Below are 6156 nucleotides of genomic sequence, written 5' to 3' on the forward strand. Positions count from 1 at the left end.
TCACTCCTTTTTACCGTATCAAAAACGGCTTCACTTGGTCGATCACTTGCTGCAATTGCTCCGCGTCACGCTGATAAGTCTGTTTGGCCTGTTCGCTTTTCGTGGCAAGGGCAAACAGTTCCAGATCGGCCTGACACTTTTTCAAGGTGGCAAATGTCCGCTTCATCGCTTGCGGGGCAGGCACCTGAATTTTGTCGTCATACAAATCGAGGTACAGCTCGCCGCTTTTGTCGACCTGGCCGAGAAACACGTTTTCAAGCGCCACCCCCGCTTTTTGCAATTGCGTGCGCACCCAGCGGCGATTGTAGCCCGCTGTCGCAAGCGGCTCGTCCATGATGACGCCATCCATGATGACGACCTGACTTTCTTCTGCGGGCGACACGGTCAATTCCAACTGCTGCGGCGTGACGGGTTGCTTCTCGGACTTCAAGAGCACGCTCAGTTCCCCGTTTGTCTCCATCATGGCGAACTCTACGTCCGCTACCCGGAACACGTTTTTGAGCCGCAGTTGCTCCAGCAAATCTTCCGCCGTCAACCGTTCCTTTTTCAGATTGTCCTCCAAAATTTTTCCTTCTTTGATAAGAATGGTCGACTTGCCCTCGAAAAAGTCGCGCAGCACCTTGCTTTTCAGCGTCAGCCATTCCATCAGGACAGGAACAATCGCGAACACACCCATGGCAATCAGACTGTGGGCAATCGGCCCGTCCATCTCCGTCGCCATGAAGGCAGCGATGGAGCCGATCGTAATGCCGACGATGTATTCAATGAGCGTTAGCTGCTTGATTTGCCGCTTTCCAATAATTTTGGTAAGAATAAACAAGTAAGCCAGCGCTCCCAGCGAGCGTAGCAAAATATTCAACCAGTCAGGCATGCTCCACCTCCGTCAGCCTTTAAAAGAAAAGCCAAGAGAGAGGGAGTCCCTCTCCCTTTCTCAGCAGACTAGAAGCCTTTGTACTGTGGCTCTTCGTTCTCCAACTCTGTCACACGCTGCTGCAGGTTGTTCACAATCGCCTGGGTTTGCTGGGCAGCTTCTGTGTACATTTGCTTCGCTTGCTTATTTTGCGTGCTAAGCGCGAACGACTCCAAATCTGCCTGCGCCCCCTTCAGGCTGGCGAGCGCCTGTTTCACCTGTGCACCTACTGTCATCATTCTTCACCTCCCAACACATTTAGAGTCAGCCTCTGCCGCTGAAATATGCGTTCCAGATTTCCATTTTCCCTGTAAGTTATCACCAAAAGTCACAGACAAAAAAAAGAAAGACACCCGCAGGTGCCTTTCCTCATCCAACTATGCAATTAGCCACGGCCAGCCAATTGTTGTTCAGCGAAGGCAACAAGACGTTTTGTGATCTCGCCACCTACTGAACCGTTTTGACGGGAAGTAGTGTCCGGACCAAGCTGAACACCGAATTCAGAAGCGATTTCATACTTCATTTGGTCCAGTGCCTGGTTTGCTTGAGGAACCACCAGATTGTTGCTGGAGCGGTTGTTGTTAGCCATCTGTCATCACCTCCTCGTCGTTGGTAGGTTTAATATGTGTGAAGTTTTCGTTGTTCATTCTTCATTTTCGTTGCCAAATTTAGACTCTAGTTGAAAGAGCAGCGTAGCGATCTGATTCGCCGCTTCCGGACGCCTTAGTTTGTCCATTTGCAGGGGAATTTTATTCTTTTCATCAGAGTGACGCCAACGCCTGATAACGTTTTGGATTTCCTGCGGCGTTTTCGCCAGCACCGCTGCGTTTTGCTGCGTGAGAAAAGTGCTGTTATGCCGCTCCTGTCCAGGCAGCGGCTGATACAAAACAAGCGGCGTCCGCATCGCGAGTGCCTCTGCACAAGTGATACCGCCCGGCTTGGTCACATACACGTCCGCCGCGCCAATCCATTGCCACATACAGTCTTCAAAGCCTTTGACGACAAGGTCGTGTCGCCCGTCTCCGTGGGCAAACTCCGTCTCCAGCCGCTTTTTCAGCCGGGCATTTTTTCCCGTCACCGCAACAACCTGCAGCGGCTGCTCCTCTGTGAACAAGGCGCGGATGACTTCCTCCATCTGCCCGTAACCGCCCTCGCCCCCGCCGATCAGCACGGTAAAGCGCTCCGGAGCAATCCCGAGCCGTTTCTTCCATTCGTGCTTGGGCGTGCTCTCTGCCAGGCTGAACGCCCGTCGGATCGGAATGCCGCAGACGTGAATTTTTTCAGGGTGAATCTGATATTTTTGTTGCAGACACTCCGCCATATACTCATGCGCGACAATATAAGCGTCGATTTCCCGGTCCACCCAAAAGCGATTGACGTGAAAATCAGTCGGAATACTGACCAGTTGAAACGGCTTGTCCATCTGTTTCTTGGCGAAGGCCAACGCCGACAGACAGTAGGCATGCGTCACGATCACGACGTCCGGCTGCTCCGCCTGCAGCACCCGCCGCAGCAGCCTCGCCGAGAGCCACCGGCCGAGCGGCCTGGACAGCGCCTTTCCCCACATCTCATCCTGTTCGTACATGCTGTGCCATACAGGCCTGGCGTATTTGAGCATGTTGACATAAAAAAAACGGGACAGCACGCGCAAACTCGGACTGGCTGTCTGCAAGCCTCCGATCAGCCGGGCTGATTCCACCCCGTCCATGTTGAGCAAAACCTCCTGGAGCGCCTCTGCTGCTACCCTGTGCCCGCTTCCTGCCCATTCCTCAGTGACCAGTAAAAAACGTTTGCCCCTCAAAGCGTATCTCCTGTCGTCTGCTGCCTGTTTTGCCCGTAGCGCGCAAGCAACATCTCCTTGGACATGTAAACCCGTTTTAACGGCATGTCCTGCTTCCACGTCTGCAACCGTCTTTTGCCATCGGGATGAACGAGCCTAAGCATAAGGCGCAAGTACCAGCGCTTGTAGCGGAAAAACCAGTTCATCGGCACGTCCGAGATGGAAAATCCCAAAGGAACCACTCCTTTGTGCAGCATCGTTGTGCCGACGATGCCCTTGATCTTCTCCCGCTCTTCCATCGCTTCCAAAAATGCCGCCAGTTTGGGCAGCGACTGCAAAATATGCCTGCGCAAAAGCAAGGCTACCCGCAGTTCGTCCTGCACACCGCGGCAGAGTGATGCAAAGTAATAGTTGTGAATATGTATTTTTAAAATGAAATCGCCGTCCTGAATGATCTGCTCATCTGACGTCCGTAATGGCTCCCCCCGATAACGCAAAGGAACGACCCGGAAAATATTTTTTCCTTTTTCGATATAGGTTAGTCTGGTGCACCGTTGATAGATTTCATCCCAGTATCTCCATAGCATCAAGAGACTTGTGTTCATGTGCAACGGTTCCTTTCCGGCGATGTTTACTTGTAGTATTCCCCACTCTCCCTTCCTTTCATTACCTGTTCAGGCCCGTTTCATCCGTCCCCACAGCATGATGGCGACCGAGGCAATAGCCGGAAGCCACATGTGATTGAGCAGGAGCGGATTGATCCATTTCCACACGTACGGGTCTTCCAGACACATGTCCACCGCCGTAAAAGCAAGCACCCCGCCGCCGATAATGACGAGGCCCGGAAAGCGGTTCATCAGCCTGGCTACCCACGCGCTTCCCCACATCAAAAGCGGAATGCTCATCCCCAATCCAAGCAAAACCAGCCACAGATCGCCATGCGCCGCTCCCCCAACGGCCAAAACATTGTCCAGGCTCATGACAAAATCAGCCAATATGATCGTTTTGACTGCCTGGCCGATTGTCTGATTTTGCGCCACCTCTGTCGTTTCTTCCTCGTTGCTCACCATCAGCTTTACAGCGATCCACAAGAGCAGTCCTCCCCCGATCGCCTTGACAAGCGGAATATCGAGCATCCAGGTCGTCACACCCGTCAACACGATTCGCAGGACGACAGCCCCCATCGTTCCGTACAGGACAGCACGGCTGCGTTCCCGCGGAGGCAAACCCCGACAAGCCATTCCTATGATGACAGCATTGTCGCTGCTCAACACCAGATCAATCATGAAAATGTGCACCAGTCCCAGCCAAAAATGCTCTCCCATCCCTGCCTCCCTGGTCCATCAAAATGTTTGTCCATTCTACTTTATGTGACTAGAATCGGACTCATGATTGAATATTTTTTCGAATAGCGACGTATTTCAGCGGATTTTGTCAATAAAAAATCCTGCAAAAAAACATTTTGTCGCGAAATCGGGATAATTATACCTTGTCTAATCTTACCCTTTTCCCTTACGATTTTAGTGGGGTGGATAATGCGATGGTGGAGACTGTGAGGCTTAATCTAGCAAACGTTTCACGGAAAATTTTGGATTTAGCACCAAGAATTACTACAATATGGATGCGGGAAATTGTTCGTAGTATGGAAATTCCTGTAAAAATTCCTCGTGATTTTGCGGAGAAACGAACTGTGCTCCTAGCCCGTTATCTGGTGGAAAACGTAGACCAGGACATGCAGAACTGGGCACTGGATATGGGAGAGTGGCTGCGCTCGCAGGAATTCCCCTTTTCCTCCATTTTGCGCACGTATCAGTTGTACCGAAATGTCTTTTGGCGTGAGCTGCATCCTGAACTGCAACAATGGTCCCTCTCTCCGCAGGACATGCACTATCTGGAGCGAGAGCTGGGGAAAGCGATGGATGAGAGTGTTTTTTGGGCCGTCTATCATTTCGAGCAGATGATAAACAAGGAGCTTGTTAAAAAGGAAGAAACGATTTCCTACCTGCACAATGACAAGCTGACGATGTTGGGAAAAATCGCTGCCAACATGGCCCATGAGCTGCGCAATCCGCTGTGCGCGATTGAAGGCTTTCTCAAGCTGATTAGCGAGTCTACACAGGAACAAGCGCAGCTGCAAACGTATATTCAAGTTGTCATGCATGAATTCGAAAATTTGCACCGGCAAATAACCGGCTTTCTCAGCTTTTCCAAAAAACCGATCTTGGATGAAATTTTCAAAACGGTTCAAGTTGAGCAACTGCTCGATGAGGTAGAAACCCTTATTACTCCTCGACTGGTAGGAGAAAACATACGATTTGCAAAACAAATCCACCCCTGCGCCCTGACTTGTTATGAGGAAGGCTTAAAACAGGTCGTCGTCAATTTGTTGAACAATGCAATCGACGCTGTGCAAAATCGAACAGACAAGTACATACACATCATTGCCACCGCTTCAGATGGCTGGCTCTATTTGAGCGTGGAAAACAACGGAGAAATGATTCCGCCAGAGATTGTCGAGATTTTGTTTCAGCCGTTCTTTACGACCAAGCAAAATGGGACAGGCATCGGTCTGTCGATCTGCAAAAATATTATCGACAAGCATAATGGCACGATTCATTGTGATTCCAACGAAAACCGCACCCGCTTCGTCGTCTCGCTGCCGATTTTATCGCCAGAGGAGGCAGTCCAAGCAGCCGGATTTTCGTAAGTAGAGGATGAATACCTTTGTGCATCAAGCCCAATTCGTGGGCTTTTTTTTGCGCCAGCAGCTTTTTTGCCCTTGCGTTTGCTCTCGCGTTTGCCCTGCCCTGCACCTGCCCTCGCGTTTGCCCCGCACCTGCCCTCGCGTTTGCCCCGCACCTGCCCTCACGCCTGTCCCGTCACCTGCGGATCGGTTCCGCCCTGAGTTGAAACGCCTTTCCCCTCTGGCTCTGGATCATCACAGCAAAAAAGCAGAGAGCGATTGGCTTCTCTGCTTTTTGTGTATGGAGCGGGTGATGGGAATCGAACCCACGCGACCAGCTTGGAAGGCTGGAGTTCTACCATTGAACTACACCCGCATCTGACGTATATGGTGCCGAGGACCGGACTTGAACCGGTACGGGAGAAACTCCCGACAGATTTTAAGTCTGTTGCGTCTGCCCATTCCGCCACCCCGGCAATTTCGTTATGAATCTATGGGCAAGCAAATCATGGTCGGGAAGACAGGATTCGAACCTGCGACCCCTTGGTCCCAAGCCAAGTACTCTACCAAGCTGAGCTACTTCCCGACTATTAAAAATGAAAGAAAAGCGTGCCCTGAGAGATTCGAACTCCCGACCTTTTGATTCGTAGTCAAACGCTCTATCCAGCTGAGCTAAGGGCACATGATTATGGAGCGGACGACGGGTCTCGAACCCGCGACCTTCGCCTTGGCAAGGCGACGCTCTACCAATTGAGCTACGTCCGCATTTTGATAAGTATGGAA

The 6156-nt window shown here is 51.4% G+C and carries 7 protein-coding genes and 5 tRNA genes; 1 reads left to right on the plus strand and 11 read right to left on the minus strand.

From position 1 onward, the window contains the following. Positions 1-10: 10 nt before the first annotated feature. The 6 genes from AAFJ72_RS15240 to AAFJ72_RS15265 form a co-directional block, all read right to left on the minus strand. The gene (locus AAFJ72_RS15240) at positions 11-871 is read right to left on the minus strand and encodes a DUF421 domain-containing protein (protein WP_122906681.1); all 861 of its coding nucleotides are present in this window, start codon (positions 869-871) and stop codon (positions 11-13) included. Between the two features lie 68 nt (positions 872-939). Then, a complete protein-coding gene (locus tag AAFJ72_RS15245; protein WP_122906711.1) occupies positions 940-1146 on the minus strand; it encodes a DUF1657 domain-containing protein in 207 nt (68 codons plus the stop codon). A 149-nt stretch (positions 1147-1295) separates the two neighbouring features. Continuing rightward, positions 1296-1499 carry an alpha/beta-type small acid-soluble spore protein gene (locus tag AAFJ72_RS15250; RefSeq protein ID WP_005830919.1) on the minus strand — a complete coding sequence of 68 codons (204 nt, stop codon included), beginning with the start codon at positions 1497-1499 and terminating at the stop codon, positions 1296-1298. A 54-nt stretch (positions 1500-1553) separates the two neighbouring features. Then, positions 1554-2711 (minus strand): MGDG synthase family glycosyltransferase, encoded by a 1158-nt coding sequence (locus AAFJ72_RS15255; RefSeq protein WP_122906680.1) that lies wholly within the window; start codon positions 2709-2711, stop codon positions 1554-1556. Further along, the gene (locus AAFJ72_RS15260; RefSeq protein WP_122906679.1) at positions 2708-3295 is read right to left on the minus strand and encodes a YkoP family protein; all 588 of its coding nucleotides are present in this window, start codon (positions 3293-3295) and stop codon (positions 2708-2710) included. The genes AAFJ72_RS15255 and AAFJ72_RS15260 overlap by 4 nt, the downstream gene beginning before the upstream one ends. A gap of 69 nt (positions 3296-3364) precedes the next feature. Beyond that, positions 3365-4015, minus strand: coding sequence for a TerC family protein (locus tag AAFJ72_RS15265; protein ID WP_432774570.1), 651 nt, complete (start codon positions 4013-4015; stop codon positions 3365-3367). Positions 4016-4230: 215 nt separating this feature from the next. On the opposite strand from AAFJ72_RS15265, the gene AAFJ72_RS15270 reads away from it, so the two are divergent. Continuing rightward, entirely contained in the window at positions 4231-5397 is a 1167-nt protein-coding gene (locus tag AAFJ72_RS15270) for a sensor histidine kinase (RefSeq protein ID WP_432774572.1), read from the plus strand. Between the two features lie 278 nt (positions 5398-5675). Here the strand turns inward: AAFJ72_RS15270 and AAFJ72_RS15275 are convergent. From AAFJ72_RS15275 to AAFJ72_RS15295, 5 genes are all read right to left on the minus strand, one after another. Further along, positions 5676-5749, minus strand: a tRNA-Gly gene (locus AAFJ72_RS15275). Between the two features lie 12 nt (positions 5750-5761). Continuing rightward, positions 5762-5849, minus strand: a tRNA-Leu gene (locus AAFJ72_RS15280). Positions 5850-5882: 33 nt separating this feature from the next. Then, a tRNA-Pro gene (locus tag AAFJ72_RS15285) sits at positions 5883-5959 on the minus strand. Between the two features lie 22 nt (positions 5960-5981). Then, positions 5982-6055, minus strand: a tRNA-Arg gene (locus tag AAFJ72_RS15290). 7 nt (positions 6056-6062) lie between these two features. After that, positions 6063-6138, minus strand: a tRNA-Gly gene (locus AAFJ72_RS15295). Between the last annotated feature and the right edge of the window lie 18 nt (positions 6139-6156).

The sequence above is a fragment of the Brevibacillus gelatini genome, assembly GCF_050920745.1.
GTDB classification, from domain to species: Bacteria; Bacillota; Bacilli; order Brevibacillales; family Brevibacillaceae; genus Brevibacillus; species Brevibacillus gelatini.